Source organism: Paenibacillus dauci (assembly GCF_000971985.1).
GTDB lineage: Bacteria > Bacillota > Bacilli > Paenibacillales > Paenibacillaceae > Saccharibacillus > Saccharibacillus dauci.
The window spans coordinates 78,973-105,519 of the sequence record NZ_KQ040798.1 but is presented as its reverse complement, the minus strand read 5'-3'; the positions used below and the strand labels follow the sequence as shown (position 1 = coordinate 105,519).

Annotated in this window: 26 protein-coding genes; 18 read left to right on the top strand and 8 right to left on the bottom strand. The window is 47.4% G+C overall.

Annotation, left to right across the window (positions count from 1 at the left end):
- The first annotated feature begins 46 nt into the window (after positions 1-46).
- The 6 genes from WH46_RS00515 to WH46_RS00490 all read left to right on the top strand — a co-directional run bounded on the left by WH46_RS00515 (position 47) and on the right by WH46_RS00490 (position 2,847).
- Entirely contained in the window at positions 47-661 is a 615-nt protein-coding gene (locus WH46_RS00515) for a helix-turn-helix transcriptional regulator (RefSeq protein ID WP_046225344.1), read from the top strand.
- 231 nt (positions 662-892) lie between these two features.
- Positions 893-1,357, top strand: coding sequence for a YtxH domain-containing protein (locus tag WH46_RS23620; protein WP_069202826.1), 465 nt, complete (start codon positions 893-895; stop codon positions 1,355-1,357).
- Between the two features lie 188 nt (positions 1,358-1,545).
- Positions 1,546-1,749 carry a hypothetical protein gene (locus WH46_RS00505; protein ID WP_017813816.1) on the top strand — a complete coding sequence of 68 codons (204 nt, stop codon included), beginning with the start codon at positions 1,546-1,548 and terminating at the stop codon, positions 1,747-1,749.
- Positions 1,750-1,956: 207 nt separating this feature from the next.
- Entirely contained in the window at positions 1,957-2,178 is a 222-nt protein-coding gene (locus WH46_RS00500; RefSeq protein ID WP_046225698.1) for a hypothetical protein, read from the top strand.
- 97 nt (positions 2,179-2,275) lie between these two features.
- Positions 2,276-2,584, top strand: a complete 309-nt coding sequence (locus WH46_RS00495) for a HesB/IscA family protein (protein ID WP_046225342.1) — start codon at positions 2,276-2,278, stop codon at positions 2,582-2,584.
- A 23-nt stretch (positions 2,585-2,607) separates the two neighbouring features.
- Positions 2,608-2,847 (top strand): YuzB family protein, encoded by a 240-nt coding sequence (locus WH46_RS00490; protein WP_017813819.1) that lies wholly within the window; start codon positions 2,608-2,610, stop codon positions 2,845-2,847.
- 220 nt (positions 2,848-3,067) lie between these two features.
- On the opposite strand, the gene WH46_RS00485 is transcribed toward WH46_RS00490, so the two are convergent.
- Together WH46_RS00485 and WH46_RS00480 are read right to left on the bottom strand one after the other, a co-directional pair.
- On the bottom strand, positions 3,068-5,077 hold the full coding sequence (locus WH46_RS00485; protein WP_052714059.1) for an LTA synthase family protein: 2,010 nt from the start codon (positions 5,075-5,077) through the stop codon (positions 3,068-3,070).
- A 324-nt stretch (positions 5,078-5,401) separates the two neighbouring features.
- Positions 5,402-6,562: a THUMP domain-containing class I SAM-dependent RNA methyltransferase gene (locus tag WH46_RS00480; RefSeq protein WP_017813821.1), complete on the bottom strand. Its 1,161-nt coding sequence runs from the start codon at positions 6,560-6,562 to the stop codon at positions 5,402-5,404.
- 225 nt (positions 6,563-6,787) lie between these two features.
- Here WH46_RS00480 and WH46_RS00475 point away from each other — a divergent pair, with 225 nt between their 5' ends.
- Positions 6,788-7,435, top strand: coding sequence for an O-methyltransferase (locus WH46_RS00475; RefSeq protein ID WP_046225341.1), 648 nt, complete (start codon positions 6,788-6,790; stop codon positions 7,433-7,435).
- A gap of 563 nt (positions 7,436-7,998) precedes the next feature.
- On the opposite strand, the gene WH46_RS00470 is transcribed toward WH46_RS00475, so the two are convergent.
- Complete coding sequence (locus tag WH46_RS00470) at positions 7,999-9,240, bottom strand: MFS transporter (protein WP_017813823.1); 1,242 nt, start codon at positions 9,238-9,240, stop codon at positions 7,999-8,001.
- Positions 9,241-9,565: 325 nt separating this feature from the next.
- Between WH46_RS00470 and hemE the strand changes: the two genes are divergently transcribed.
- From hemE to WH46_RS00430, 8 genes are all read left to right on the top strand, one after another.
- Positions 9,566-10,624 carry a uroporphyrinogen decarboxylase gene (gene hemE / locus WH46_RS00465; RefSeq protein WP_017813825.1) on the top strand — a complete coding sequence of 353 codons (1,059 nt, stop codon included), beginning with the start codon at positions 9,566-9,568 and terminating at the stop codon, positions 10,622-10,624.
- Between the two features lie 31 nt (positions 10,625-10,655).
- On the top strand, positions 10,656-11,606 hold the full coding sequence (hemH, locus tag WH46_RS00460; protein WP_046225340.1) for a ferrochelatase: 951 nt from the start codon (positions 10,656-10,658) through the stop codon (positions 11,604-11,606).
- On the top strand, positions 11,606-13,039 hold the full coding sequence (gene hemY / locus WH46_RS00455) for a protoporphyrinogen oxidase (RefSeq protein WP_046225339.1): 1,434 nt from the start codon (positions 11,606-11,608) through the stop codon (positions 13,037-13,039). Before hemH ends, hemY begins: the two co-directional genes overlap by 1 nt.
- A 299-nt stretch (positions 13,040-13,338) precedes the next feature.
- Positions 13,339-14,772, top strand: a complete 1,434-nt coding sequence (locus WH46_RS00450; RefSeq protein WP_046225338.1) for a CapA family protein — start codon at positions 13,339-13,341, stop codon at positions 14,770-14,772.
- A gap of 42 nt (positions 14,773-14,814) precedes the next feature.
- The gene (locus WH46_RS00445; RefSeq protein ID WP_017813829.1) at positions 14,815-15,438 is read left to right on the top strand and encodes a fumarylacetoacetate hydrolase family protein; all 624 of its coding nucleotides are present in this window, start codon (positions 14,815-14,817) and stop codon (positions 15,436-15,438) included.
- Between the two features lie 2 nt (positions 15,439-15,440).
- The gene (locus WH46_RS00440) at positions 15,441-16,271 is read left to right on the top strand and encodes a DUF92 domain-containing protein (protein ID WP_046225696.1); all 831 of its coding nucleotides are present in this window, start codon (positions 15,441-15,443) and stop codon (positions 16,269-16,271) included.
- Positions 16,272-16,321: 50 nt separating this feature from the next.
- Positions 16,322-16,945: a TetR/AcrR family transcriptional regulator gene (locus tag WH46_RS00435; RefSeq protein WP_017813831.1), complete on the top strand. Its 624-nt coding sequence runs from the start codon at positions 16,322-16,324 to the stop codon at positions 16,943-16,945.
- The gene (locus WH46_RS00430) at positions 16,942-18,897 is read left to right on the top strand and encodes an ABC-F family ATP-binding cassette domain-containing protein (protein WP_046225337.1); all 1,956 of its coding nucleotides are present in this window, start codon (positions 16,942-16,944) and stop codon (positions 18,895-18,897) included. The genes WH46_RS00435 and WH46_RS00430 overlap by 4 nt, the downstream gene beginning before the upstream one ends.
- A 157-nt stretch (positions 18,898-19,054) precedes the next feature.
- On the opposite strand, the gene WH46_RS00425 is transcribed toward WH46_RS00430, so the two are convergent.
- The 5 genes from WH46_RS00425 to WH46_RS00405 all read right to left on the bottom strand — a co-directional run bounded on the left by WH46_RS00425 (position 19,055) and on the right by WH46_RS00405 (position 23,084).
- Entirely contained in the window at positions 19,055-20,092 is a 1,038-nt protein-coding gene (locus tag WH46_RS00425; RefSeq protein ID WP_046225336.1) for a M42 family metallopeptidase, read from the bottom strand.
- Between the two features lie 153 nt (positions 20,093-20,245).
- A complete protein-coding gene (locus WH46_RS00420; protein WP_046225335.1) occupies positions 20,246-20,599 on the bottom strand; it encodes a LapA family protein in 354 nt (117 codons plus the stop codon).
- A 165-nt stretch (positions 20,600-20,764) separates the two neighbouring features.
- On the bottom strand, positions 20,765-22,555 hold the full coding sequence (pepF, locus tag WH46_RS00415) for an oligoendopeptidase F (RefSeq protein WP_046225334.1): 1,791 nt from the start codon (positions 22,553-22,555) through the stop codon (positions 20,765-20,767).
- 101 nt (positions 22,556-22,656) lie between these two features.
- Positions 22,657-22,845, bottom strand: coding sequence for a hypothetical protein (locus WH46_RS00410; protein ID WP_017813836.1), 189 nt, complete (start codon positions 22,843-22,845; stop codon positions 22,657-22,659).
- 8 nt (positions 22,846-22,853) lie between these two features.
- Positions 22,854-23,084: a hypothetical protein gene (locus WH46_RS00405; protein WP_026136247.1), complete on the bottom strand. Its 231-nt coding sequence runs from the start codon at positions 23,082-23,084 to the stop codon at positions 22,854-22,856.
- Positions 23,085-23,235: 151 nt separating this feature from the next.
- On the opposite strand from WH46_RS00405, the gene WH46_RS00400 reads away from it, so the two are divergent.
- From WH46_RS00400 to WH46_RS00390, 3 genes are all read left to right on the top strand, one after another.
- A complete protein-coding gene (locus WH46_RS00400; RefSeq protein WP_017813838.1) occupies positions 23,236-23,433 on the top strand; it encodes a cold shock domain-containing protein in 198 nt (65 codons plus the stop codon).
- Positions 23,434-23,808: 375 nt separating this feature from the next.
- A complete protein-coding gene (locus WH46_RS00395) occupies positions 23,809-25,008 on the top strand; it encodes a cytochrome P450 (RefSeq protein ID WP_197088238.1) in 1,200 nt (399 codons plus the stop codon).
- Positions 25,009-25,458: 450 nt separating this feature from the next.
- Positions 25,459-26,547 (top strand): tetraprenyl-beta-curcumene synthase family protein, encoded by a 1,089-nt coding sequence (locus tag WH46_RS00390; RefSeq protein WP_017813840.1) that lies wholly within the window; start codon positions 25,459-25,461, stop codon positions 26,545-26,547.

The window sequence follows — 26,547 nt, the reverse complement described above, 5'->3', positions numbered from 1 at the left end:
ACAGCGAACAGGGTCATTTTTTATTTTGATGCAAGGGGGTCAGGGAATGAAATCCAACCAGGAGCCGTCGACCCGGCGTACAATCATGATGATTTTAAAAACCCGGGGCCCGGCGAGCGTCTCGGATCTGGCAAGGGAACTGAATCTTACCGAAATGGCGGTCAGACGTCATATCCAGGCTCTGGAGCAGGAAGGAATGCTGTTGGCGGAGACAGTGAAGATTCCGACCGGAAGACCTTATCTGCGCTTTCGTCTCAGCGAGCAGGCAGAAGAGTACTTTCCGCATAATTATCATCAACTGGCGATTGATTTGCTGGATGAATTGGATGAAGAAGATATTGCCAGGGTATTCGAAGGTCGCAAACGCAAACTGTTGAGCCGTTATCAGCCGCTGATGGAACAGCAGACGCTTGGTGAGCGGGTAGCTACGTTAACGGATATTCAGCAGAACAGCGGGTATATGGCAAGTTATGAACAGACTCGGCCGGATGAATTTACGATATATGAATTTAACTGCCCCATTAACCGGGTAGCCGATCAATATAATGTTGCCTGTCACTGTGAGCAGGAGTTATTCGAGACACTGCTGGGTGCCAAAGTCACGCGTACCGAATGTATTGCAAAAGGTGGACAATGCTGCGTCTATCGTATACAGAAGTAATCATAGCCCTTTCTCCGTTTACCGGGAAAGGGCTATTTGTTATAAAATAATCGATATGTATAGTTTGCTATAGGCGCAGTAGTGGAGAATCTGCGTCTGTAATCCCTGTATGGACTGTTTTTCTGCTCCGAAAGATACAAATATGTGTACGTTTTCACAAAAGTGGGATAATTGCTGTCTCTGTGGGTAATAGAAAGCAGAGTATACTATACGAGAATGGGAGAGATAATAATGGAACAGCAAACATCGAAATTGGTATATGGCATGATCGCAGGAGCACTGATTGGCGCAGGGGTAGCAGCACTGCTGTCTCCAAAAACAGGCAGAGAAATGCGTGCAAGTCTGGTCGAACTGGCTGAATTGGTGAAAGAAAAAGGACCGGTTATGAACGAGAAAGGTCATGAAGTTACTGAAAAAGGCCGTGAAGTAGTCGAAGTAGTCAAAGAATCGATCGGTGTAGCCAAAGAATGGAAAGAGCAAATTCAAACTGCTACCGAAGAAGTGAAAACCGAATTGGCTGAATTCAAAGAGCATCAGGACGAAGACAGCAGCTCTGATAAATCTTCCAATTCCGGCTCTACAAGTGCTACTGCTTCCTCCAACAGCAATACTGGATCTTCCACATCAACAGGCGGTGCAAAAACAGGAACTACACCACCGGCTGGAAGTAACAAAAGCAGCAATTTCAGCGTCTAATCCAGCAACTGAGTGACAGACATAACAATCTGTATACAAAAGCGCCCATCGATCCGGTGAGGCGCTTTTTGTTTGGGATAATTCTTAACATAAAAAAACATATGGCGTTTACATTACCAACTACTATGGTTAATTATGTAAGTAATTAAAAGTATCGGACTATACGACTGAAGGAGGTGTAATGCTGGATGAAATACAGGATTATCGCATTATTGATGGCCTTGTTCCTCTATGCATTCGTACGCATTAATGACACCGGTATCATTCACAAGTCGTATATGTATAAACAGGCTGCGGCCAGTCCTTCGTACAGCAAGTCCTCTTCTGTCGAACAGGATGGGCCGTTTTATTATCCCAAACGTCTATGGAAGCAGTTATTTGGCTCGAATTAATTGAACTGAAATGTATAAATATATGTGAAATAATGAAACTTTTTGATATTCAAACGTATTATATAGAAGATGTCCTTGTATCAGCTACGCTATTCGGTGTGCAGTGAGGATATCTTTTTTTATATATTACAATTTGTTTGCTATTCACATATAAGGGAGAGATTCGCTTTGTCTAAATGGACCCGATTATTTTCAGCCAAACAATGGATGAATGTATTTAGAAAATTGCCCGGCTTGCTGACCTCCAAACAGCTTCCTCTGCGGGAAAAATTGCTGTTCGCCATACCGGTACTCGTATACTGGGTAATGCCTGATGTGATGCCTTTTATGCCGATCGATGATATTGGGGTTACGCTGCTCATGATGAACTGGTTCGTATCCAGAGCGGAAAGCAAGATGGCCCTGGTCGACTATACTCCGCAGCGATAAGGTCTGGTTTGTCCTTGCGTAATGCAGATGCCAGTTATACAATAGTAGTATTGTTTCCTGCCTGCTGCAGGCAAGTTGATCCCAAGGAGCTGATCTCATGAAAGTCAAAATCACCCGTAATGCTGCCAAAGTACTGAAAAAAGAAATAGACAAGCCTGAAAATGAAGGCCTGAAACTGCGCGTGTTTGTTACGCATTCTCACGGAGACCATGTACATTACGGTCTCGATCTGGGCGAGCCCCAGGCTAACGAAGAAATCGTAACTACCGATAAAGAAATTGATGTGGCTGTTGATCCTAAGGAATCCTGGCTGGATGGCGTCAAAATCGACTATCTGTACACCGGAGAAGAAGGCTTTGTGATTACCAATCCTTCTAAAGGCGACCACGGTCATCATCATCACTAAGATGATCAAGAAGGGACATTTTCATGGCTAACGATATACGCGTATGTGATGAATGCAATCATATCCGTCTGAAAACGATACTACCCAAGCTCGAAAAGCTGGCACCGGATGCCGAGATCAAAATCGGCTGCAAATCCTACTGCGGACCTTGCGGCAAGCGCGCCTTTGTATTTATCAATGGCCGCTATGTCAGCGCTCCGACCGAAGATGAAGTACTGGAGAAAGTCGCAAAGTTTGTGAAGAAGCCTTCGGCTCAAGCCTAAAGGATCGCGATTCATTCGGTTATACTCAATATGTCTACGGCAGTAAGTGATTCTGCTGTTTACAGCTTAATTTGGCTGTTATGATTCAACAAAAGCCTCCATTTCTTTACTCCCGCAGGAGTAGGAAATGGAGGCTTTTCGTTTGGAATTATTTTATCAAGAAAGATCCGTCCGTTCGTACATTAGCGCGAAGGTATCTCCAATGACTATATTCGTCTGCTTATTGAGTAGCAGTATCCTTGTGGAACTGACGGATTAGATCATGAGTGATGACTTCATCCGAAATATTCAGCCGCTTCTGAGCTTCATCATAACTGTCACGAGCACGTTCTACATCAGTCTCTTCACGAGTCTTCATGTCATAGGCAGTACCGTGTTCGAAGATCCCGTCTGCCGAAGGAATATAGAATACTTTGCCATCCGTAAAAGCACCGGTACGCAGTACAACCAGTTTCTTTTCCTTGGTATCGAACATATCATTACCCATCAGGTAATACGGGCTTGCTTCTACACCAAGCAGGTGAAGGATGGATGGAGTCATATCCAGCTGTCCGGCAGGAATATCATACGTACCAGCGTGTTTGCCATCTGGCAGGTGAATCAGCATCGGTACCTGATTCATGAGCTGCTCCATATCGAGATCGGTCAGCGGTTTGCCCAGGAGTTCTTCCATAGGAGCTTTATCCTTGAGCGAATCGTCATGATCGCCGTAGAACAACAGGATCGTATTATCCCATAGCCCGGCTTTTTTCATATCCTTTTCCATCTCGCCAAGTGCGGCATCGACATAGTGCAGAGACTGAATATAGTCGCCGAATGTCGTGCCTGTCAGATCACCCATATCCAGCTCTTGTACGGAAGCAGGCAGTGTAAACGGATGGTGACTGGACAGTGTAATCAGGAAAGAGTAGAAAGGCTGCTTCTCGGCAGACATTTTCTCGATCGATTGACGGAAAAAGGACTTGTCACCCAGTGACCAACCGAGCGGCTCGTCGATCGTAAAGTCTTCTTTGCTGTAGAAATGATCGTAACCCATATTCTGATACATAACCGAGCGGTTCCAGAAGCTTGGCTCATAGGCATGGAAGACGTAAGATCCATAGCCCTGTTTTTTCAGAATTTGTGGCAATGTATCATACTCATGATCCGCATACCGGGTAAATACAGATCCGGTTGGAAGCGGATGAAGAGACGCATTGGAAGCCATATCGGCATCGGATGTGCGGCCCTGTCCGGTCTGATGATAGTACTGGCTGTAATACATACTGCTTTTCATCAGACGATTGATATTGGGCGTAATTTCCTGGCCGTTGAATTTTTTGCCGATTACAAAGTTCATAAAGGCTTCACCCTGAACAGCGATAACGTTACTACCTTTGTAAGCACCGAATAGGGCATCATCGCCTTTTTGAGCACGGTTTTTCTGTTTGTCATCGAACCAGTCTTTGACTTCGTCTGTTGCCTGTGCCGACATCTGATTGCCATTGCCCCAGTGATCCTCGGCATACCGGTATACATCATAGCCATGAAATCCGAGCAGTCCGGTGACATTGTACAGTGACATATTCCACCAGTTCCCGACGAACAGGCCTACCGCCCAGGTAGAAGTAGCGTATTTGATTGGAGCAAAAGTCAGTACCCAGCCCAGTGCAAAGATAACAGCTCCCTGGATCAGGCGTGTAACTACACGACGACTACGACTTGAAGCGTAAGCGGAATGAGCTGTATACATATTGGAGCGATAGCTATGACGGCGCCGAATACGACGCACGATCAGATAAATTCCTGCAGCAAGCAGTACTATCCAGTCTGCAAACAACCAGATATCCGAAGTATGAATAAGTTCACGGATACTGCCACCCAGCGACTCCACCTGACCAGCCTGCATCAGCACCGGAATGGTAATGAAATCCTGAAAATAGCGGAAATAGACAAGGTCTGCGAACATAAGGAAGCTTAGCAGCACATCCAGTATGATCAAGGCAGCGATACGTCCGCGTCTTGGCAGCCAGAGCGTCCAGAAGGAAGCCAGTAGCACCGAGCCCAGCGCAGTGATTTTATCGAGTGTATTCATATCAATATTTTGTACATGCAGATTGCTGTGTAGATAAATTAATTTGCCCATGATAAGGATCAAAAAGAGCAGATAGTCTATTCTGATCGGGGCAAAGGGCCACAGTAGACGCTGAATCCAGCTTTTGCGCTGTGGACGGGAAGATAGATATTCCAAAAAGATAGCCCCCTTGCTGAAAAGCCAGATATGCTGTGATTTCTTCTTACCTGGCATTTACATAATTAAAGTAAGTAAACACATAGCACAGCGGCGAACCGGGCTGCTGTATGCAGAATTCGCCGCTGTGCTATTGCGTATCGGAAGCAGGACCGGCAAGCGGTGTTTACTTCCATTTTTCCAAATTGATCTGTCGTTTACAATAAAGAGGCAGCAGCCTCTTATGCATGGCTGCGATAGTATCGACTTGAGCTAAATAAAGGCTCAAAAAGTTGTGTTGCAGGCAGTAGATAAGCTGCTTGGTCAATCATAATAAATCGTCTATTAGTGTACAGCCGTTTCTTCGCGATCGGTACGAGGCGGCAATGGACCGAGATACTGCAGGAATTGACATTCGATCCGTCCATTGTACAGCTTGCGACGCTTGTCTGCCTTGCGTCCAAAGAATTGTTCAAAGTGACGTGTTGGTGTGATTACAAATACCGACCAGTCCGGCAGGTAAATCGAGGATTTGCCCAGCGCACGGATCATGGTTTCTACTTCTTTGCTCTCGCTTAGACGCTCACCATATGGCGGGTTGGTAACGATACAGCCGAATTTGCCCTGCGGCTGAATACGGGATACCGGCATAACCTTGAATTCAATCTCATTGCCCAGTCCGGCACTTTTCGCGCATGCTTGGGCAATCTCGATCGCTTCCGGATCGATATCGCTGCCGGTCAGCTGCAGAGGAATATCATCCTTGACTGCGTCAAATGCTTCATCACGGGCTTGTTCCCACAGTTCATCGGGAATGATACTCCAGCCTTCAGATGGGAAGGTACGGCGCAGTCCGGGTGCAATATTCCAGCCAATCATGGCCGCTTCGATCAACAGTGTACCGGAACCGCAGAATGGATCGTACAATGGACGATGCGGGCCCCAGCGACTCAGCAGAATCAGTGCAGCAGCCATGGTCTCTTTGAGTGGAGCTTCGGTGGCGTGCTTGCGGTAGCCACGCTTATGCAGTGAAGGTCCTGTTGTATCCAGAGTAATGAGTGCGGTATCTTCATACAGGGAGACATCGATGGAATACAATGCGCCGTCTTCCTGGAACCACTCGGTACCGTAGGTCTGGGTCAGTTTGTCCACGACAGCCTTTTTCACAATCCCCTGGGAAGCGGGTACGCTGCTCAGCTGGGATTTCTGGGAACGCCCGGATACCGGGAATTCGCCGTCTTCCGGAATAAAGTCTGCCCATGGAATCGCTTTGACTCCCTCAAACAGTTCATCAAAGGTGGTTGCCGGGAATTCTCCCATTTTGATAACGATTCGGTCTGCAGTACGCAGCCAGTAATTGCACCGGCAAATATCGATAAAGTCACCGGTAAACCGGACACGCCCATTTTCGGTACGAGTATCATCATAACCAAGCAATTTTAATTCACGTGCTACGACAGCCTCGATACCCATCGGGCAGGTCGCAATCAGTTCAAGCTGTTTCATTATATATATTCAACTCCTATAGCTTTCACAATTCAACTTGTGAGTTCGGTCTCAAAACCATACAATCTAGTATAGGTGAATGCCGGTATACTTACAAACGTTTCTCCAAAATTTGGGGGAATTTATTTATTCATCGGCAAAATGAATTTTTGACAGTCTGCAGGCTCTGAATACAGTATCGGCAGACATAGACGAAAGATTAGGATTGAAGGAGTTAGATAAGAGATGACAGACAAAAATGTAATAGGTGCAGAAGAATATATGGAGCAGCTGATCGAGGAAGATGAGCTGCTATTGCAGATCAAGCAGACGATCCGTGAGAAAGGCATGCCCGAGGTGTCGGTGGTACCCGGTTATGGCAGACTGCTGACCATGCTGATCCAGTTATCCGGAGCCAAACGGGTGCTGGAGATCGGTGCGCTTGGCGGATATAGCGGGGTATGCATGGCTCGTGGACTGGGCGAAGAGGGAAAGATCGTATCTCTGGAGCTGCAGCCAGCTTATGCCCAGCTGGCTCATGAAAATCTGCGTCTGGCTGGCTACGGCGATCAGGTAGAGTACCGGGTTGGCGAGGCGATGAAGAGTCTGGAGCAATTGAAAGAGGAAGGGCAGCGCTTCGATTTCTTTTTTATAGATGCGGATAAACTGAATTACCTGAATTATCTGGATTACGCAATTGAACTTGCCAATCCCGGCGCCATTATTGCCGGGGATAATCTGCTGCTGCGTGGCAGAACACTCAATTTGGACAGAAATGGTCCAGCTATACAGGCTGTACGTGAATTTAACCGTCGCATCGTATCCGATCCGCGCCTGACCGGTACGCTGCTGCCGGCTTATGATGGATTGGCATTGGCACGGGTTAAAGGCTGACATTGGTTTTTGAGCAGGCTACTGCGTATAGTGGCATAAGTGTATAAGTGCTTTGTTGATTGGCTGTTTTTGGATACTGAAGAGGTGTATCAATATCCGTTATGGAATAGGATTAGGTCACGTCCTCCGGTGGAGCCAGGGAATCCGCGATGGGAGAAAAGGTGGATTCCCTGGCTCCAGGGTCGTCCTTTGACCCAATTCCCATACCTTCACTCTGATGTAGTATTGTTACTGGATTACGATATGGTTCCGAGAGCAGCTGATGGATGGGAATAGACAGCAGAGGCAACCGAGTGATCCATGGCAAATGACAGGCTGAGGTCTGCTACAGCATACAAGAGTATGGAATGGTGTCATGCTGCGATTCGTGGCGATTATAGAGGAATGTTTGTTTTGAAAATGCTGTACTATAGGATAATGGTTAAAAATAATGCAGTATTGATAAAAATGTAGTGTTTAGTAAAAAGAGGCTGTACCATCCTGATTATAGGATCGTACAGCCTCTTTTACTTTATAGAGATCGGGAATATGCCAAAAAATAAAATTCTGGTATATCCACAATTTTAAGCAGAGCGATGATGCTTGTCGGCAGTTGGGCGGGTATACAGCTTGGTTCGTACCCATAACATATTAAGCAGCAGCATGATCCCTGACATGATGAATAATCCCTCGATACCGATAAACCCTGCCAGTACACCACCCATGACAGAGCCAGTCATATTGCCGAGGGCAGTCGTACTGCTGTTAAAGCCAAATGCACGACTCTCCATGCCATCCGGCGTGTAGTAACGGATCAGCGAATTGACGCTTGGCAGCAGACCGCCCATACATAATCCCATCAGAAACCGCACGGCAATGAGCTGGCCGACGTTCTGCACAAAAGCCTGCGGGATCAGCATTAGCCCGGCACCAATCAGGGAAAAGGTAAGTACCCTATGTGCTCCATACTTGTCGCTGACCTTTCCGAGTATAGGTGCCATGAGCATATTCGACAGACCGGTGACGGCGCTGACCAGACCTGACCAAAAAGCAAGATTCTCTATCGAACCCTGCAATTTCTGTACATACAGAGGCAGCAGGGTCATCGGACTGATCATGGCGAACTGCAGCAGCAGAGTGACAGTGAACAGAGCGGGCAGCTGCGGTGTCAGGCTCAGCTCACGCAGACCGGATAATACCGATACTTTGGGCATCTGTGCAGCAGCAGAGCGGTCGAACTTCTCTCTAACGAGGAACAGAGCCAGCAGACTCGCCATAAAAATACAAGCACCTGTAATGTAGAAAATATAACGGAAACCGACAGTGTCTGCCATGATACCGCCGATAAGCGGTCCGAGAATGCTGCCGGCTACGGTGCCGGATTGACTGATTCCCATGGCAAAACCCATTTTTTCCTTGGGGGTATTACTGGAGATCAGGGAGGTGGATGCCGGATTGAAACCCGAGATCGTCCCGTTGATCAGACGCAGTACGAGTAAATGCCATGCTTGCGTAGCAAAACCCATGGCTGTAAAAACAATCGCCATCCCGAACCCCGAACGTAACAGCATGACTTTGCGTCCGTACTGGTCGGATAATTTACCCCAGAGCGGCTGGAAAATAAACGAGGTGACAAAGTTGGCCGCGAAGATTACTCCGGACCAGATTGCAATCTGATGCTCACCCTGTACACCAATGTCCTGCGACAGGTAGAGAGCAATAAAAGGAACGATCATTGTCGTCCCGGCGTTAACAAGAAATTGGCCGAACCATAGCACCATCAAATTGATCTGCCAGGACTCCAATTTTGATTTTGAAAAGCGCATCCTGTTTCACTTCCTTAAAAAAGTCCATTCTATTAGTATACCATATGTTATACCCACTAGATTGTTATTGTAGCAGATAAACAGGAAAAACAAAACACGTTTTCATCTAGTGAAACAGAAAATGCCATTTTATTTATTCGCTTCACATCCTTCGTCTGTCCAGCCCCGTTCATAGGATTGTCATTGGATATTCATAGTAGGGAGGTTGTTACCTCTCCCGAAAAAGCGCATAATTAACTTGTGAGTATTTTTATTGCGGAAAATAATTTGAATGCGTTTGGCACAACATAAGTCAAGCCCATTTACTGACGCGGAGGACCCATTCATGACTTATAATGACTCCTTCATACGCGCCTGTCGCAAACAGGATATCGACCGTCTGCCGGTCTGGTATATGAGACAGGCAGGGCGCTATGATCCGGACTATCAGAAAATCAAAGAAAAATACAGCCTGCTGGAAATTTGCCAGCAGCCTGAACTGGCTGCCGAAGTGACCTTGATGCCTGTTCGCAAGCTTGGGGTCGATGCGGCTATTTTATATTCGGATATTATGAATCCGGTGGCTTCGATCGGTATCGATTTTGATATCGTCAAAAATATCGGACCTGTTATTGATAACCCGATTCGTACTGCAGCTGATGTGGAGCGTCTGCGTCCCATTAATGTAGAGCGCGATCTGTCCCATGTACTGGAGACGATCCGTATTCTGGATCGTGAGCTGGATGTGCCGTTGATTACTTTTGCCGGAGCACCGTTTACGATTGCCAGTTACCTGATCGAAGGGAGACCTTCGAAGAGCTATATTCGTACCAAGACGATGATGTACAGCGAGCCCGAATTGTGGCATAGTCTGATGCGCAAGCTGGGCGATATGGTAGCCACCTATCTGCGCAAACATGTCGAGAATGGAGGCAAAGCCTTCCAGCTGTTTGATAGCTGGGTTGGAGCGCTCTCTCCGGCTGATTTCCGTACTTATGTATTGCCGACGATTCGTTATATTTTTGACGAACTGCGTGATCTGGACGTACCGAAGATCTATTTCCCGGGTGTGAGTTCAGGTGAACTGCTGCCTGAGCTGAATGGTCTGCCTGTTGATGTGATTGGACTCGACTGGCGGGTATCGATTAACGAAGGACGCCGCAGGCTGGGTGGCAATTATGCCGTACAGGGGAATCTGGATCCTTATGTGCTGACAGGTCCGTCCGAACTGATTCATCAGCATGCCAAGCGAATTATTGATGAAGGATTGCAGGAGCCCGGTTATATCTTTAACCTGGGTCATGGACTGTTCCCGGAAGCTTCCATTGATAAATTAAAAGAATTGACTGACTATGTGCATGAGTATTCTGCACAGGTTCTGCAGCAGCGTACAACATCCAAATAATCGTTTATTACTTTGACTGAGGTGATTTGTAATGGCAAACAAGAAAATTGGTGTTCTCGTAATGTCCTATGGTACTCCGGCAAGTCTGGAGGACGTAGAAGCCTATTATACGCATATCCGTCGCGGCAATGCGCCTAGCCCGGAGCAATTAAAAGAATTGAAAGATCGTTATGAAGCGATTGTTGGCGGGGTATTCCCGCTGCGTGAAAATACAGATAATCAGGTAGCTGGTATGCAGCGTGCGCTGAATGAACTCGCCTCCGGTTCCGATGTGGAATTTGTATGCTATCAAGGTCTTAAGCACGCGTTCCCATTTATCGAAGACGGTGTAAAGCAGATGGTACAGGATGGTATTACAGAAGCAATCGGTATCGTACTGGCGCCGCATTATTCCACGATGAGTGTAGGTACGTATATCAAGCGTGCCAAACAGACAGCCGAGGAGCATCATCTGAATATCTCATTTATCGAGAGTTATCATATGCATCCAAAACTGATCGAGACGCTGTCCAATCGTGTCAATGCGAAGCTGGAGCTGTTTGAAGAAGCTGGGGCTACACGTGATCAGGTACGCGTACTGTTTAGCGCTCACAGTCTGCCCGAGCGAATCCTGAGCATGGGTGATCCGTATCGCGACCAGCTGCTGGAGACTTCTGCAGCAATTGCGGAACGTGCCAATGTGCCATCCTGGCAGTTCACCTGGCAAAGTGCCGGTCGTACAGCCGAGCCGTGGCTGGGACCGGATGTGCTGGATACGATGCAGGAACTGCGTGAACAGCAGGTCGAGTACGTACTGGTCGCTCCAATCGGATTCGTTTCCGACCATCTGGAGGTTCTGTATGATCTCGATATCGAAGCCCAGGAGTTGGCGCAAGAGATTGATATGCGTCTGATGCGTATTGATTCCCTGAATACAGACCCGTTATACATGGAGCTGCTGGCTGACGAAGTACTCCGTAAATACAAAGAGGTGCATGTCTAATGACTTCATCTGAACGTCGTATTGCAGTTATAGGCGGCGGGATTACGGGTCTGAGTGCCGCTTTTTATATGCGCAAGTTCTTTGCGGAGCAGGAATTGACGCCACAGATTACGATTATAGAGCAGTCCGGTTCACTCGGTGGCAAGGTGCATACGCTGCATCGTGACGGATTTGTAATTGAAAAAGGGCCCGATTCCTATCTGGCCCGTAAGACAGCCATGACCGAATTGGCTGAAGAGGTAGGCTTGGGAGACGATCTGGTAACGACCAATCCGAATGCCAAAAAAACCTATATCCTGCATGATGGCAAGCTGCATCCGATGCCATCGGGTCTTGTACTTGGCATCCCGACTGAGCTGCGTCCCTTTATGGAAAGTGACCTGATCTCGATGGATGGCAAGATCCGCGCACTGGAAGATTTCCTGCTGCCGCCCAAAATGGATGGAGAAGATGAGTCATTGGGTGACTTTATCGAACGTCGTCTTGGCAAGGAAGTATTGGAAAATGTAACCGAGCCGCTGCTGGCAGGCATTTACGCAGGGGATACACGCAAACTCAGCCTGCAGGCTACCTTCCCGCAATTTTGTGCGGTAGAGCGCGAGTATGGCAGTCTGATCAAAGGCATGAATACCGGACGCAAACCGGTAGAGACTCATACAGGAACCAAGAAAAGTGCCTTTTATACTTTTCGCGGCGGTCTGCAGAGTCTAACCGAACGTCTGGAGCAGTCGCTGAGCGATTCAGTGCAGCTGAAGCTGAATACGGGTGCAGAGTCTATCAACTATCAGGATGGACTGTATACGATCACTCTGAGCGATGGTAGTACACTCGAAGCGGAACATGTAATTATTACGGTTCCTACTTTTGCAGCGGCGCCACTGCTGAAGCCACACACGGATACATCTGCACTGGACCGGATTAACTATGTATCGGTAGCGAATGTGGTAATGGCTTTTGACCGCAAGGATATAGAGACCGAATATGATGGTTCCGGATTCCTCGTACCACGCAAGGAAGGACGCACGATTACAGCATGTACCTGGACCTCCACCAAATGGCTGCATACCAGCCCGGATGATCGGGTACTGATGCGCTTTTATGTGGGGCGTGCAGGCGATGAGGAAATCGTCGATGAGAGCGACGAAGAGATTACACGGCGTGTACTGCGCGATATGAAGGAACTGATGGGGATTGAAGCAACGCCGATCTTTACGGAGATTACACGTCTGCATCGTTCTATGCCGCAGTATCCTGTTGGACATATGAAGGATATTGCCCAGCTGCGTGCAGAGCTGGCAGAGCAGCGCCCGGGCTTGATACTACTGGGTGCCGGATATGATGGAGTCGGACTACCTGATTGTATTCGTACTGCCCGGGATGCGGCAGCTGCAGAAGCGCAGCGTGCTGTACAATTACCGGACGGTGTTCGTTAAACCGAATTCCATTTCGTAAAGTGTATAAGTAATCACGGATCAGACAAATGATGTATGACAGGTATACCAGATACATCACAATGATTTATAGAACTCAATCAATAATCAATCAAAAGCCCTTTACGTCTGGTGGAGGGCTTTTGTGCATGTTTACAATAAACTGGACATATATCTTGTATCTTTTCCCAAATAAGTACGAGTGATCTATGAAGACTGCATTATCGGTGGATACGCTATTCTTTCCGCCTGTAAGTGTAACCTGCTATAATAGACAGGACGTATAATTAAAGGAGTATTCTATGTATACCACGAGATCAGAACAATCCCGTCAACACAGACTGGATGCCAAAAGGCGGCGCAGACGCCGGATTCGGCTATGGATTATGCTGAATACCGGGCTCGCACTTGCGATTGTCCTGGTCGGAGCGTATTACTTGCATGTTGCACAGCCAAAGGGACAGCAGACTGCTGCGATTTCACCAGCAGCTGATCAGCCAGCCAGACTGGCTGCACCAGGCATTTCAGATCATACCGCAACAGAAGATAGACCGAGTTCCGATGAAAATACAGACAATCAAAGCGAGACGAATTCTGCGGATAGCATTGAAGTATCTCAGGATTCGGCCACAGATTCGATTGCAAAAGATTCCCAGCCTTCCGAATCTGCAGAGGATGACTCTGCGTCAACTGCAACAGAACCTGCGCAGAATCCATCTTCTCAGGCCCAGCCGGATCAGCTGTCAGCAGAGCCTTCAGCCGATCTGCAGCCTGCAACTCCTGCTGCACCATCCGGACAGACCGTAACGATGAGCTTTGGCGGAGACGTCATGTTCTCGGGTAAAGTCGGTGAACTACTGGCTCAAAAAGGGTATGATTATCCGTATGAGTATGTACGCAAGCTGTTCGCATCCGATGATCTGTCCGTAGTGAATCTGGAGACGCCGGTGACGGATTCGGCGACGACTGCTGCAGATAAAACGTACGCGTTCAAATCGTCGCCACAGGCGCTTCCGCATATGGCCGAAGCCGGAATTGATGCCGTGAATCTGGCCAACAATCATATTCTGGATCAGGGAATTACCGGTCTGCAGGATACAATCAGACAGCTGGATAGCAGCGGCATCGCTTATGTCGGTGCCGGCAATGACAGCAAGCGTGCCTATGAGCCGGTGTATTTTCAGCGTAAAGGGATCAAAATCGCGCTGCTCGGTTTCAGTCGTGTTATTCCGGAGACCAGTTGGAACGCCGGAGCCAACCAGCCTGGCGTAGCTACGGCCTATGATGCTTCTGCTGCAGAAGCATCTATCCAGGAAGCCCATCGTCAAGCCGATCTGGTAGTCGTTATTGCTCACTGGGGCGTCGAACGCTCGGATACGACAGTTGCACATCAGAACGATCTGGCACATCGCTTTGTCGATGCCGGAGCCGATCTGGTCATCGGAGGGCATCCGCATGTGCTGCAGGGACTGGAGCAGTACAAAGGCAAATGGATTGCTTACAGTACCGGTAATTTTATTTTCACCCATTCCCTGACGGAAAAGACCTGGGATACCGCTGTATTCCAGGCCAGATGCACGGTCAAAGGAGATTGCAGCATGCAGGTCATTCCGTATACCGCGAATCTGAGTCAGCCGGTACCGATGGCGGAAGATCAGGGACAAGCGCTGTTGCGAAGATTACAGACACTGTCCGGTACGATTCAATTTGATATCAAAGGCAATGCCATTTCATAATCTGCGTGATCGAACCAATTCATATACAGAGGAGAATGTTCAATGACCGCTATTCAAAACGTATACTGTGTAGGCCGTAATTATCGTCTTCATGCAGAGGAACTGGGCAATGAGGTTCCAACCTCACCCATGATCTTTTTGAAGCCTTCCCATGCTGCCGTAAAGCTGGAGGATGCCGAGCTGAAGCTTCCTTTTAATCAGGGAGGCATTCATTATGAAGCAGAACTGGTTGTACGAATCGGACAGGATTACGAGCCGGGCATGACAGCCGATCAGCTCGTAAATGGTCTGGCACTGGGGATCGACTTTACTCTGCGTGATGTACAGACTGTATTGAAACAAAAAGGCCATCCATGGACTGCAGCCAAAGGGTTCAAAAATTCTGCGCCGGTAACAGAGTTTATCCCGTTTCCAGATCAGGAAGCATGGCTGAATCAGGAGTTTGCACTACTACAAAATGGTCAGCAGGTGCAGTTGGGTTCTACACGAAATATGATTTTTTCATTGGATACGATTATTGCTCATATCGGTGATACGTACGGTCTGGCAGCCGGCGATATTATTTTCACCGGCACACCGGAAGGTGTGGGTCCTACAGCAGCCGGCGACACATTTGAACTGATCTATGCGGGGAATTCCATGGGAACCTGCCGCATCACGGATTAATGATGGATTGGTTGATTGGTTTGGTCTGTGCCGGACTGCTTGCGGCGCTTGGTTATCATAAGCACTGGTTATCCGCATCAGGAGCAATAGCTGCGACTATTATGGGAACGATCTATTACGGAGCTGGCAATTTATTCTGGTTCGGCCTGCTGATTTTATTTTTTATCAGCGGCAGTGTATTATCCCGAATGAAACGTGAGCGTAAACGAAGTATGGAACAGGATTATGCCAAAGGTTCACGCCGGGATGCCGGGCAGGTATTTGCCAATGGAGGCTTGGGCATGCTGCTCTGTATCGGTAATGCCATCTGGCCCCATCCGGGCTGGACGCTTGGTTTTATAGGCATCATGGCAACTGTGACGGCCGATACTTGGGCAACCGAGATTGGTAGCCTTAGCCGTAAACCGCCTCGTTCCGTGCTAAATGGACGTGTACTGGAGCCGGGCGCTTCCGGTGGAGTCTCATTTCGCGGGACGACAGCGGCAGCTCTGGCGGGCTTTATTATCGGTCTGGCGGCTTGGTTGTTCACGCTGGTATCACCACTTCCTGCTGCGAGCAGCATAGCAGCGGGGACAGCATCGATTGCTGGCGGGTGGTTGATGCTGGCAGCAGGTCTTGTAGGTGGTCTAGTAGGTTGTTTTGCCGATTCGTATCTGGGAGCGACCGTACAGCTAATGTACCGCTGCACGGTATGCGGCAAGCAAGTAGAGACTACCGTTCACTGTGGTCAGCCTACGATACATGCACGAGGCTGGCGCTGGATGAACAATGATATGGTGAATGCAGTCAGTTCCATTGTTGGTGGGGTGGCTGCACTGTTATTTTTAATTTAGCTTAAGCCTGCACCGGGTAGGATTAAGCTGTAGATAGAGGAGGTGGGCGGATGAGCGGCACAACAGGAGACAAATTGGAATTAATATTGGATGCTGCCTATGAACTTTTCGGATTGGACGGTTTTTATGAGACGAAAATTTCAGACATCGCGCATCGAGCCGGAATTGCCAAAGGAACCGTATATTTATACTTTAAAAGCAAAGAGGAATTATGTCTGGCTGTAACCCGGCGTGATTGCGAGTATTTCCTGGAGAAGCTTCAGGACGCGCTGCAGCACTGCCGGCAGCTGGCAGACAAACTGCATGTGATCGCAGCCCATCATACAACGTATCATTTTGAACGGAGGAAATATACCAAACTGGTATTCCGCGCACCGAATAATGATCCGGAATTGATGGAGTATATGCGTAATTTTATTTTCCGTTACATGGATATTGTGCAGCAGGTGCTGATCGAAGCGAATGTACAGCAGCCGCGCTGGTGTGCCGAATCATATATCGGAATGCTGGACCGGGTCAAGATGGATATTATGTTCAATCCCGAATTTACGGAACAGGAACTGCATGAACGCACTTCATTTGTAGCAGGACTGTTTCTGGAAGGATGTACACAGCAGATTAATAAGCAAGATCAATTAGCGGGACAACGTTCCCAAGAAGGTGAGTCCGAATGAATATATTGACGGTAGAAGCGCTAAGCAAAAGCTTTGGCGATAAAATATTATTTGATCAAGCATCTTTTGGAATGGAAGATCGGGACAAGATCGGTATTATCGGTGTAAATGGTACAGGGAAATCTACTTTTCTCAAAATCATCGCCGGATTGGAAGAACCCGATAGTGGTAATGTCGTTGTTAATAATAGCGTACGCATCCGCTATCTGGCTCAGAATCCGCCGTATGATCCCAATGCAACCGTTCTGCGCCAGGTATTCGAAGGTGGCGGAGAAGAGCTGCAGACAGTCAGCGCTTATATGAATGTAATGGAGCAGCTGGACCTGCATCCCGAAGATACAGAAGTACAGAACCGTTTGGTACGCATCAGTCAGGATATGGATCGGCTGGATGCCTGGTCACTGGAAAGTGAAGCCAAAAATGTGTTGTCCAAGCTCGGAATTAGTCGCTATGATGCCCTGATGGGTACATTGTCCGGTGGTCAGCGCAAACGGGTTGCTCTCGCTTCTGCACTGATTCAGCCAGCCGAACTGCTGATTCTCGATGAGCCGACCAACCATATCGATCATGATTCGGTCACCTGGCTGGAGCAATATTTGCAAAAACGCCGCGGGGCACTGCTAATGATCACGCATGATCGTTACTTCCTCGACCGTGTGGCAACAGTGATGCTGGAGCTGGATCATGGACAACTGTACCGGTATGAAGCGAACTATTCCCGCTATCTGGAGCTCAAAGCAGATCGGGAAGAACGTGAAGCAGCAGCCGAAGACAAGCGTCAGAATCTGTTCCGTCGTGAGCTCGCCTGGATTCGTCGCGGCGCCAAAGCCCGTACTACCAAGCAAAAAGCTCGTATTGATCGTTTTGAGCAGATCAAGAACGATGCACCCGGACGTCGTGATGATAATATGCAGGTATCGACAGTCTCCTCTCGACTGGGCAAGCAGATTGTCGAACTGGAACATGTATCCCTCACTCTGGGAGGACGCGAACTGATTCATGATCTGAGCTATCATGCGGTACCCGGTGATCGGATCGGTATTGTCGGCCCCAACGGACGAGGCAAGTCAACGCTGCTGAACCTGATTTCCGGCCGTTTGACTCCGAGTAGTGGCAGCGTAATTGCTGGTCAGACTGTCAAATTCGGCTACTTTACCCAGGAGCATCAGGAAATGGATGAATCTATGCGGGTGATCGAATACATCAAGGAAGTCGCAGAGGTAGTCAGTACATCGGACGGCAGTTCAGTGACCGCTTCCCAGATGCTGGAACGCTTCCTGTTCACGCCTTCTGCCCAATGGACTCCGATTGCCAAGCTGTCCGGTGGCGAGAAGCGCAGACTGTATCTGCTGCGCGTATTAATGGGAGCACCCAATGTGCTGCTGTTGGATGAGCCTACCAATGATCTGGATATTACTACACTCACTGTACTGGAAGATTACCTGGATGATTTCCCGGGCGTCGTGCTGGTTGTATCTCACGATCGTTATTTCCTGGATCGTACCTGCGACAAAATTTTTGCTTTTGAAGGACAGGGTGTTGTCAGTATTCATGCCGGTAACTACAGCGAGTATGAAGAACGTACAGCCCATCTGGCCAAAATGGATGCATGGAATGACCAAGCTGGCCCATCAACCGCTGCTTCTGCTAAAAATAGCAACTCTGCAGCTGCAAATGATAGCGCTGATTCGGGCAAACGCAGCTCTTCCCGCGACAAGATCAAGTTCAGTTACAAAGAACAGCGCGAGTACGAGCAGATCGACAGCATGATTGAAGCAGCCGAGCAGAACCTGAGCCGCATCACAACAGAAATGGAAGCTTCTTTCAGCGATTCGGTACGTTTGCAGGAACTCATGAATCAACAGACAGCTGCTGAGCAGGAAATGGAGCGTCTGATGGAGCGCTGGACCTATCTAAATGAACTTGCCGAGAAGATCGAACAGCAGGGATAATTAGTCGGCGGCATGTGGCATACAAGCGAAAATAGACTATAAATAACCAAAGCCCCCTGGAATCTGCATACCCCTCTCTTTTAGAGAAGTTGCAGATTCCAGGGGGCTTTATGGTATCTTTTAAGAAGATAAGCCTATAGCCTGATTAAATATACGATTAAGCCGTAATATAAGCTCCCAGCAAGCGCGCCGTATTGATAACTGCGTCACTGTGTGTACGCTCCATGGAATGCGAAGCATGCACACCCGGACCAATCAGTGCCGCGCGGATATTGTTGCCGGCACGCAGGGCAGCCGAAGCGTCCGATCCGTAATGAGGATACACATCCAGGGCAAATGGAATCTGTTCTGCGCGTGCCAGTTCGGCCAGCTTGCCAGTCATATGATAATCATAAGGACCCGTTGCATCTTTGACACAGATGGAGACATCGGTTTCTTTGCAGCTGAGGTCATCACCGATACAACCCATATCAACCGCGATCATTTCATCAATTTCACCCGGGATATAAGCAGCACCATGACCCACTTCTTCATAATTGGAAATAAGGATCTGTACGCGATGGACCGGCTTCCAGTTATGAGTATGTGCTGATTCCAGCAGTCCGAACAATGCAGCTACACTGGCTTTGTCATCCAGATGACGGGACTTCACATATCCGCTTGAAGTCATAACCGGACGCGCATCAAAAGAAATATAATCACCGACCATAATACCCAGGTTTTCTACATCTTCCTTGGAAGATACCAGTTCATCAATGCGTACTTCCATATTCTCTTCTGTGCGTTTATGCTGATCAGCATTATCATATACATGAACCGATGGCTTGGTCGTCAGAATAGTGCCGGTATACGTTTTGCCGCTGCGGGTATGGATCGTACAGTATTCATTCTCAATACTGTTCATATTGAACCCACCTACGATACTCAGACGGATCGTACCGCTGGATTTGATGGATCGTACCATAGCGCCCAGTGTATCCACATGACCGCTAAGACCGATAGTACGGGATGAGTCGTGACCCTCCAGCGTAATGATCAGACCGCCCTTGTGATTGAGGGAAGTGGACACGCCCAGCTTGTCAGCTTCTTCGCGCAGTCGCTCAATCAGATGATGAGTATAGCCGGTAGGGCTTGGAGTCGATAGTAATTCATGCAGCAGGGATAATACATATTCGCGATTGATAGTAATAGACATGGGAGATCTCCTTTTTTGCATCAATTATTTATGTTGATATTATGTGGGAAAAATAGATAAAGTCATTGTCATGAAAAATCCACTTGCATTCCGGCGCAGGTATAGACTGCCGGCAAGCAAGTGGATTTTTCCATACAGTGAAATACAGCTGGATTATAATTTGCGTTCGGAGAAATCAGATGAAGAACCATCTGTCTTGTCGTACATCGTATCAAAGTTCACATCACTGGCAGCTGTACGATCGCTTGCTGCGGAAGTGCTGCTCAGCTCGGTAACCTGAGCCTGAAGCGACTTAATCTGACGCTGCAGACGATACTGACGATAGATACCGTAAAAGCCTACAATCAGACCACCTACCAGTGCACAGCCAAGGATCAGCAGGATCAGAGGAACCTGTACCATGTCGAATAACAGATTGACCTGTACCGGATCTACGTTAATTACGGCAAATACCGCAATAATCAGCGCAAAAATTAGTCCCAAAATTAAAAGCCATTGAAATTTCATTGTAATACCCCCCTTGAGATCGTTCTAAGGTCAGTAAACACCCTATTCACTTATATAAAGTATTCGAACCTAACATAAACATCTCCTGCTTGTTTTATTTTGCATCATTAAAAAGGATACGAATAAAAAGCTGGAAATAGATCACTTTCAGGGGGAGGAAGCATCTTACTTCGCCAATTCTTCCATTTCGCTAACCAGTTTCTCAAAGACACTCATCGCTTCACGAATCGGTTCCGGTGTAGACATATCTACGCCAGCTTTGGTCAGGATGTTGATAGAATAGTCACTGCCACCGCTTTTCAGGAAGCCCAGATAGCGATCAACAGCAGGCTGTCCTTCTTCCAGAATCTGTTTGGAGAAGCTGGTTGCAGCGGAGAATCCTGTAGCGTATTTGTATACATAGAAACTGTTGTAGAAATGGGGGATACGTGCCCATTCCATTTCAATATCCTGATCCACGGTCATACCTTCACCATGGTACTTCACGTTCAGATCATAGTAGGTTTTGGACAGTTCCTGCGGAGTCAGTGCATCTCCAGCTTCAGCCCGTGCATGAACCAGCATTTCGAATTCCGCAAACATGGTCTGGCGGAATACGGTAGTCCGGAACTGATCGGCATAATAGGTCAGCAGGTACATTTTTTCTTTTGGATCGGTGGATTTCTTGAGCAGATAATCCATCAGCAGTGCTTCATTGGTTGTCGAAGCCACTTCCGCCAGGAAAATTGTGTACTGTGCATCCCGATAGGAAAGGGCATTATCCGAATAATAGGAATGAAGCGCATGACCCATCTCGTGAGCAAGTGTGAACATGCTGTTCAGATTATCCTTATGGTTGAGCAGTACATACGGATGAGTACCATAAGCGCCCCAACTGTAAGCACCGGTGCGTTTACCTTCGTTTTCGTAGACATCAATCCAGCCTTCGTTATAGCCTTTATTCAGGGAAGAGAGATAGTCTTCACCAAGCGGCTTAAGCCCTTCAGCTACGATCGCTTTGGCTTCATCGTACGTAATATCCATTTTGAATTCTTCTACCAGTGGAGCGAACAGATCATACATATGCAGCTCATCTACACCAAGCAGCTTTTTGCGCAGCGCCATATAGCGATGCATAATCGGCAGACCTTCATGAATCGTATCAATCAGGTTGGTATAGACTTCTTTTGGAATATTATCACCATAAAGTGACATTTCCAGTACAGAAGGATACTTGCGTACGGTAGAATAGAAGATGTTTTTGTTTACATTGGCGCTCAGTGTAGCAGCGATTGTGTTTTTTTGACGAGCGTAGGTGGAGTAGACAGCTTTGAAGGCACGTTCGCGTACTTCGCGATGCGGGCTCTCCAGAAACTGGATATACCGGCCATGCGTCAATTCCACTTCATTGCCATTTTCATCAATGATATTCGGGAATTTCAGATCTGCATTGTTCAGCATACCAAAGATGGTCTGTGGTGCCTGTGACAGGTTACCAACCTGAGCGAGCAGTGCTTCTTCAGCTTGTGTCAGTACATGGGCCTTCTCACGTTTCATCTCTTGCAGCGTAAAGCGGTAAGGTTCCAGTTCAGGAGCATTCAGCAGCTCATCCAGCTTGTCGTCGGACAGACCCAGAATCTCCGGTGTTACAAAGGATAGAGCCTGACTGGCATCTACGCTCAGCTTTTTGGCTTTTTGGGTCAGCGCCTGATATGTAGGATTGGCTGTATCTTCATCCTGATGCATATGGGCATAGACATATAACCGTTCGACCTGAAGAGAGACCCGGTCTTCCAGTTCAAAAGCGGATTTGACTGCTTCTGCCGTGTTCAGTTTGCCCTGCAGCTGCTCGGCTTCGGGCAGCATGGATTTTACTTCGTCATAAGTCTGGTCCCAGGCCTGTTGGTCTGCGAACATATCGTTCAGGTTCCAGCAATTTTCCGGTGAGGCTTCAGAGCGTTTGAGTACTTCCTGCATAAGTAATTCCTCCTCAGATCGTTGTTGTAATGTAACATTATGTGTTGTGTTATAGAATGTTCATAACGTTCATGTCTTCTAATAATGAAATGTGCATATTCTTATTTACCCGGATTGGCGGCCATCAATAATCCCCAGATCATCAGGAAAAAAGCCAGCAGCAGCATAACAATGGCGAAAATCGCCAGCCAGCGCTTGAACTGCGGCGGAATACTATTCTTATAAGCAATCAATACAAATCCCTGCACGAAAGCAAGGATAATAAAAATAACGATAGCAGTATAATTCATCCGGCGAATCAGACCTCCCGGAAGGCGTTCATCAGTTCTTCCCATTCCGCTTCATTATCGAATTTTTCTTTGGGAAAACGATCGCTTGCCCATTGCATCATCTCCGGACGGCTGATGAATTTATGTGTTTCTTCGCCCCATTCATCGGAGATTTCACGGAGGATCAGTTCACGTCCGTTTACCTCTACAGTCATCATGTTCCAGTTATCTTTTTTGTAAATCTGATGTTTTTTGATCATTTCATTAGCTCCCTGTTCTTTTGCTAAAATCATACCCTTTGCCCCCGGGAATTGCAAATCAAAACGCTTTAACTTCGTTGCATTTTGAAATCGTTTGCGATATAATACAGACATGCGTCATAGATGGCGCTATTTCTAGGAGGTTGTTTACGTGAAAGGTACAGTTAAATGGTTCAACGCAGAAAAAGGTTTCGGTTTCATCGAAGTTGAAGGTAGCGAAGATGTATTCGTACACTTCTCTGCAATTCAAGGCGACGGCTTCAAAACTTTGGACGAAGGCCAAGCAGTAGAGTTCGATATTACTGAAGGTAACCGTGGTCCTCAAGCAGCTAACGTTGTAAAATTATAAGACTGATATCCGTTAGCGGATCACTTATACATTGAACATCTTAGATTAGTCATCCATATGTTAGTTACAGCACAAGACTCCTTGTTCGCAAGGAGCTTGTGCTTTTTTTGTGCCCAAAATCTTGTATACATAATATATTACCGAAAAGTAACTCGAAGCCGGTTGAGGAACAAGTAAGAATAGGCTTATTTTTGATGAGCCTTTTCCCAAAATCTACGGAACTTACGTATGCCATACTACGCGGTTTGATTTTATTAAATCCTCAAATAAATGTTGCAAAGATAGCGCTTACGGGTCAGTACAAGTAAAGACAACGGTGTACCAAAGTCATGGACTCATGCCGTATCTTCATTTGTAAGCAAGGAGGCCAATGTAATGGATTCGAAGGATCAAGCATCCGCCATGTTGTCGCCAAATATGATTGTACCCCGAGGTGTTAAAGAGACAGGTTCTATCTTTGAATGGTACAGCCAGATGCGTGGACAAGCGCCGGTTCATTATGATGAAGAGAGACGAAGCTGGGATGTGTTCCTCTATGATGATGTACATCGGGTCATGTCCGATTATAAATCGTTCAGCTCACAGACCCGGCGGGGAATGAGTGGGCAGGACTCCGATATGCTGTTAATGATGGACCCACCCAAGCACAAAAAATATCGTTCTATTGTGAATAAGGCTTTTACACCAAAAGCGGTAGAAGCAATGGGACCTCGTATTGCCGAGATCACCCATAAGTTGCTTGATCGTGTAGATTCAGATGCAGGTATGGATATAATCCGTGATCTGTCTTTTCCACTGCCCATGATAGTTATTGCCGAGCTGCTGGGTGTAAGGGAGGAAGATCGCGAGCTATTTAAAGGTTGGTCAGATACGCTGGTCGAAGGATTTAGTGGCATGGAAGAAACTCCGCAGCAGCTGGCAGCACGCAAAAATCAGGCATCCCGTGAGCTGTATGGTTATTTTATGAAGGTTATTGAGCGGCGGCAAGAACCACAGCAGGATTTGGTTTCTGCACTGCTGACTGCCGAGGTAGAAGGAGAGAAGTTGGACTTGCCTCATTTACTCAGCTTCTGCTTGCTGCTGCTCGTGGCCGGAAATGAGACAACCACCAATTTAATCGGGAATACCATCATTTGTTTGACTGAAGAACCGGGACGCTGGCGCCAGCTGGTGGACAACCCTGGCCTACTGGATCAGGCCATAGAAGAATCGCTTCGTTATCGCTCTCCTATACAAGGTATGGTGCGCAAAGCCATTGCCGATGTAGAACTGGGCGGCCAGATGATTCGCAAAGATCAGCTGATTACAGCCTGGATGGGATCAGCCAACCGGGATGAGTACAAGTTTGAACAGGCTGGACAGTTCCGGATCGATCGTCATCCCAATCCTCATATGGCTTTTGGAATGGGGGTGCATTTCTGCCTGGGTGCTCCTTTGGCCCGTCTGGAAGCACGAACTGCCTTAAATGTACTCCTGGATCGTTTTCCGAATCTGTATACCCAGCAGGGACAATCGCTCAGGCTGCTGCCGAGTCCCATGGTATATGGTGTACAACAACTTCCTGTCAGATTCTGAACAGGAAAATATCACTAAATTGTTAAGGATACCATGCTCCTCTGCTGTAGACAGAAGCAGTATGGTATCCTTGCATCTGCTTTAATGACGAGGACTACTAATTACACATAAGGATATTTTTCCATGGAAATGGATTGATATTGCAAAAAAAATAGAGAATTATGTACAGTGTAACGTCAAATTCACATTTGGAGTATATTGTTGCTTAATTCGATTTTCTCATCATGGCTCCTTGCAAAAGCAACTAATTTGAATAGTTATTGTTAACTTTTCCTGTGAAAAATGTGGGTTTGATTATCGTTCCCCACAAGCCCTGTAAAAAGGAGGAAAATGACTGGAAAAGCTGGTTTGGCGCAGTGTGACGAAACGGGTTGCCACGTTGTGGGAGTAAATAATATGATGTATGATAATGGAGATAGGTTCAACAGACAACCATGTGGAGGCAGCCCATTGAATGATATGATGCAAAGTCGTTACCCGTTTCCCCGCAATGCCATCTCACTGATGAAGCGGGTCTATAAGTATGGTTTGCCGGAGGTACGCCAGGAGCTGGACGTTTGGCGCAATATGGCAGAACGTATGCCGGACGAGGAACTCAGGAAACAGGCGCTTGCAAGTATCGCTACCAAGCAGTTTCACTGTGAAGGGGGAGCCATCTATGCGGTGGCTAACATATCCCAGCGTCATATTCTGCTTCCGTTGATCGTCGCGTTTCAGACCATTAGTGATTATCTTGATAATCTGTGTGATCGCAGTACATCAATGGACCCGGATGACTTTCGTCTGCTGCATCAGTCGATGCTGGACGCAGTTACACCGGATGCACAGCCGGTGAATTATTACAGGCTGCGTAGTGAGCAGGAGGATGGAGGCTATCTGGAAGCGCTGGTGACAACCTGCCAGCAGAACATACGCAAGCTTCCTGATTATGATGCTGTATTTCCTTACGTACGTGATCTGGTAGGATTATATTGTGACTTGCAGGTGCACAAGCATATTGCTCCTGAGCTAAGAGAATCTGCCCTGCTTAACTGGTGGGAAGAGAACAAATACCGTACTCCTCATTTGCAATGGAATGAATTTGCTGCTGCGACAGGATCGACTCTGGGTGTGTTTATGCTGTTTCTTGCCGCAAGCGGCTTCGGTTTGGATGATACAGGTGCCAAGCAGGTTTATTCCGCTTACTTCCCGCATGTATGCTGTCTGCATATTATGCTGGATTATGTGATTGACCAGGAAGAGGATCGCCGTGGTGGTGACCTGAACTTCTGCAATTATTATGATTCGCCGGATACGATGTATGAACGGATTGAACAGATTGTAGATTGGGCACGCCGGGATGTGAACAGTATTCCGGGAACTTCTTTTCATCGCATGATTATCGAAGGATTGGTAGCCTTGTATTTATCGGATCCCAAAGTGAGTGAGCAGCAGGAAGTGCGAACCGTCTCCAGGCGTCTCATGCGTAAAGGCCCGTTAACGCGTGTCTTTTTCATGGTGAACAGCCGCTGGATTCGTAAGTATATGTATGAACATTAA

Coding starts and splice junctions, on each gene's coding strand:
- WH46_RS00495 (WP_046225342.1), top strand. CDS start 2,276: ATGAAAGTCAAAATCACCCGTAATGCTGCCAAAGTACTGAAAAAAGAA.
- WH46_RS00435 (WP_017813831.1), top strand. CDS start 16,322: ATGAGCGGCACAACAGGAGACAAATTGGAATTAATATTGGATGCTGCC.
- WH46_RS00490 (WP_017813819.1), top strand. CDS start 2,608: ATGGCTAACGATATACGCGTATGTGATGAATGCAATCATATCCGTCTG.
- WH46_RS00430 (WP_046225337.1), top strand. CDS start 16,942: ATGAATATATTGACGGTAGAAGCGCTAAGCAAAAGCTTTGGCGATAAA.
- WH46_RS00395 (WP_197088238.1), top strand. CDS start 23,809: ATGGATTCGAAGGATCAAGCATCCGCCATGTTGTCGCCAAATATGATT.
- WH46_RS00480 (WP_017813821.1), bottom strand. CDS start 6,562: ATGAAACAGCTTGAACTGATTGCGACCTGCCCGATGGGTATCGAGGCT.
- hemE (WP_017813825.1), top strand. CDS start 9,566: ATGACTTATAATGACTCCTTCATACGCGCCTGTCGCAAACAGGATATC.
- WH46_RS00445 (WP_017813829.1), top strand. CDS start 14,815: ATGACCGCTATTCAAAACGTATACTGTGTAGGCCGTAATTATCGTCTT.
- WH46_RS00440 (WP_046225696.1), top strand. CDS start 15,441: ATGGATTGGTTGATTGGTTTGGTCTGTGCCGGACTGCTTGCGGCGCTT.
- WH46_RS00410 (WP_017813836.1), bottom strand. CDS start 22,845: ATGAATTATACTGCTATCGTTATTTTTATTATCCTTGCTTTCGTGCAG.
- WH46_RS00450 (WP_046225338.1), top strand. CDS start 13,339: ATGTATACCACGAGATCAGAACAATCCCGTCAACACAGACTGGATGCC.
- WH46_RS00425 (WP_046225336.1), bottom strand. CDS start 20,092: ATGTCTATTACTATCAATCGCGAATATGTATTATCCCTGCTGCATGAA.
- WH46_RS00475 (WP_046225341.1), top strand. CDS start 6,788: ATGACAGACAAAAATGTAATAGGTGCAGAAGAATATATGGAGCAGCTG.
- pepF (WP_046225334.1), bottom strand. CDS start 22,555: ATGCAGGAAGTACTCAAACGCTCTGAAGCCTCACCGGAAAATTGCTGG.
- WH46_RS00515 (WP_046225344.1), top strand. CDS start 47: ATGAAATCCAACCAGGAGCCGTCGACCCGGCGTACAATCATGATGATT.
- hemH (WP_046225340.1), top strand. CDS start 10,656: ATGGCAAACAAGAAAATTGGTGTTCTCGTAATGTCCTATGGTACTCCG.
- WH46_RS00470 (WP_017813823.1), bottom strand. CDS start 9,240: ATGCGCTTTTCAAAATCAAAATTGGAGTCCTGGCAGATCAATTTGATG.
- WH46_RS00405 (WP_026136247.1), bottom strand. CDS start 23,084: ATGATCAAAAAACATCAGATTTACAAAAAAGATAACTGGAACATGATG.
- WH46_RS00420 (WP_046225335.1), bottom strand. CDS start 20,599: ATGAAATTTCAATGGCTTTTAATTTTGGGACTAATTTTTGCGCTGATT.
- WH46_RS00505 (WP_017813816.1), top strand. CDS start 1,546: ATGAAATACAGGATTATCGCATTATTGATGGCCTTGTTCCTCTATGCA.
- hemY (WP_046225339.1), top strand. CDS start 11,606: ATGACTTCATCTGAACGTCGTATTGCAGTTATAGGCGGCGGGATTACG.
- WH46_RS23620 (WP_069202826.1), top strand. CDS start 893: ATGGAACAGCAAACATCGAAATTGGTATATGGCATGATCGCAGGAGCA.
- WH46_RS00500 (WP_046225698.1), top strand. CDS start 1,957: ATGAATGTATTTAGAAAATTGCCCGGCTTGCTGACCTCCAAACAGCTT.